Source organism: Syntrophomonas sp. (genome assembly GCF_028707975.1).
Lineage (GTDB): Bacteria > Bacillota > Syntrophomonadia > Syntrophomonadales > Syntrophomonadaceae > Syntrophomonas.
Window position 1 is genome coordinate 34,068 of record NZ_JAQVZX010000015.1, and the last position, 2,395, is coordinate 36,462.

A 2,395-nucleotide genomic window follows, 5' to 3' on the forward strand; every position below is an offset into this window, starting at 1 on the left:
TCTGCTCCTTTGGCATATAAGACTGGTTTCTCGGAAGATGATCTTGAACTGCTTTGGGATGCATTAATCAATATGTTTGATCATGATCGTTCGGCGGCAAGGGGCAAGATGTCCAGTCGCAAATTATATGTATTTAAACACGACAGCAAATTGGGTAATGCGCCAGCTAACATTCTTTTCGATGCTATAACTGCAGAGAGGATAGACAGCAATAAACCGGCTCAGAAATATAGTGACTACAATATAGCAATTGCCAAAGATAGCATTCCTCAAGGTGTTGAAGTCCTTGAGTTGCTTTAAAATTTATCAGGAGGACGAGCTTTTAGCCATTTCCGGCCTGCAGCATATGGCCTTTTGCGAAAGGCAGTGGGCGTTGATTCATATCGAGCAACTATGGGATGAAAACCTTAGAACAGCAGAAGGACGGTTATTGCATGAAAGGGTACATGACTCGGAATATAAAACTTATAAGCCGGGTGCAGTAATCGTGAGGGGGATGCCATTACAATCCTTTAGTTTAGGATTATATGGCGTTGCTGATCTAGTAGAGTTCCTAGAACTTCAGCGCGGAGCAGGAATTTCACTCCCCGATCGAGCTGGATTATACCTGCCCCGTCCGGTTGAATACAAAAGGGGCAAATCCAAAAAAGGTGATTATGACCGTATCCAATTATGTGCACAGGCCATGTGCCTGGAAGAGATGCTGCACTGTGATATTGAAGAAGGAGACTTGTATTATGGAGAAACCCGCAGGCGGGAAAAGGTTAAGCTTGATACCGAATTGAGAGGGGAAGTAATAAGATTATCACAACATATGCATAGACTCTATGGTGAGGAGGTAACTCCGAAACCCGACATGAAGCTTAGTGTTTGCAAAAGCTGCTCCATGATAAACGTATGTATGCCAAGAATAAGATTGAAAAGTAGTGTAAGAAGTTATTGGAATAAAGCATTGGAGGAATTGTCACCAGTAGAAAATGAGGTGTAGTGATTGCGGCGCTTATTAAATACTATATATGTGACGACGCCTGATTCATATCTGGCTCGTGAAGGGGAAAATATTCTTATCCGCTTAGAGGAAAAAATTATTTTTCGTGTACCATCACATAACATTGAAGCGATTGTATATTTTGGTTATCCGGGAGCAAGTCCATCTTTATTGGGCCTTTGTGCCGAAAAAGGAATAACGGTAAGCTTTTTAAATCCGAATGGCAGGTTTTTAGCCCGGGTTGAAGGACCGCAAACCGGCAATGTTTTGTTAAGACGCAAGCAATATCGTATGGCTGATGAGGAAAATAAGGTTCCTGTATTAGCGAAGTATTTTATTGCGGCAAAAATATTGAATAGTAGAGCTGTCCTTCAAAGAGGACGCAGAGATCATCCAGATAAAGTTGGGGATAGTATTGAACGAAGCATTGCCTTACTTGCTGGTTCAGTTAAAAAGGTATTTGATAGTGAAAACCTTAATGATATACGCGGATTAGAAGGTGATGCGGCACAGAGATATTTTTCAGAAGTGGATAATCTAATTCTTGAACAGAAACAGGATTTTTTTATGGCTGCCAGGAGTAGACGGCCGCCTTTAGACAATGTAAATGCATTATTATCTTTTTTCTATACACTATTGGTTCATGAATGTAGAGCTGCTTTAGAAAGTGTAGGGCTTGATCCGGCTGTAGGATTCTTACATAGAGATAGGCCTGGTCGACCTAGTTTAGCATTGGATTTAATGGAAGAACTTCGTCCTTATCTGGGGGACAGGATGGTTCTTTCATTAATTAATCGCAAGCAGATTAATAAGGACAATTTTATAACGAAAGAGAATGGAGCCGTGTATGTGCTACCTGATACCAGGAAGATGCTCTTGACGGTCTGGCAAAAGCGTAAACAAGAAGAAATTATCCATCCATATTTGGAGGAAAAGATTCCGATAGGATTGCTGCCATATACGCAGGCACTATTGCTTGCTAGGTTTTTGCGGGGTGATTTGGATGCTTATCCGGCATTCATTTGGAAATAGGGGTGAACAATCATGATGGTGTTGATTACTTATGATGTTAATACTACTGACAAAGATGGGCAGAAACGTTTGAGAAAAGTTGCTAAAAAGTGCGTTGACTACGGTCAACGGGTTCAAAATTCAGTTTTTGAATGTTTATTGGAACCAGCACAGTTTGTCATCTTAAAGAATGAATTAGAGGCAATGATAGATGCAAATAAAGATAGTTTAAGATATTATTTGCTTGGGTCTAACTGGAAAAGAAGAGTTGAACATGTGGGAGCAAAAGAAACCTATGATCCAGAAGGTGTCATGGTACTTTAGCGCGAACCGGAAGCAGTAGGACAAACTGTGGGCGGTTCGCGATAGCTAGTAATAGGGCAGTAGGACGGTTTT

4 protein-coding genes are annotated in these 2,395 nt (G+C 41.0%); all 4 read left to right on the top strand.

The window, feature by feature from the left end; all coding sequences use genetic code 11:
- Positions 1-300, top strand: a 300-nt coding sequence (locus tag PHP87_RS03685) for a type I CRISPR-associated protein Cas7 (RefSeq protein ID WP_299918578.1), incomplete at its 5' end; no start/stop codon positions are given.
- On the top strand, positions 287-988 hold the full coding sequence (gene cas4 / locus PHP87_RS03690; protein WP_299918580.1) for a CRISPR-associated protein Cas4: 702 nt from the start codon (positions 287-289) through the stop codon (positions 986-988). The genes PHP87_RS03685 and cas4, both read left to right, overlap by 14 nt.
- Positions 989-991: 3 nt before the next feature.
- Positions 992-2,020 carry a type I-C CRISPR-associated endonuclease Cas1c gene (cas1c, locus tag PHP87_RS03695; RefSeq protein ID WP_299918583.1) on the top strand — a complete coding sequence of 343 codons (1,029 nt, stop codon included), beginning with the start codon at positions 992-994 and terminating at the stop codon, positions 2,018-2,020.
- A gap of 12 nt (positions 2,021-2,032) precedes the next feature.
- Entirely contained in the window at positions 2,033-2,323 is a 291-nt protein-coding gene (gene cas2, locus PHP87_RS03700) for a CRISPR-associated endonuclease Cas2 (protein ID WP_299918585.1), read from the top strand.
- Positions 2,324-2,395 lie beyond the last annotated feature (72 nt).

What these genes read in the sequence shown, in the direction of transcription:
- cas2 (WP_299918585.1), top strand. Translation starts at nt 2,033, where the DNA reads ATGATGGTGTTGATTACTTATGATGTTAATACTACTGACAAAGATGGG.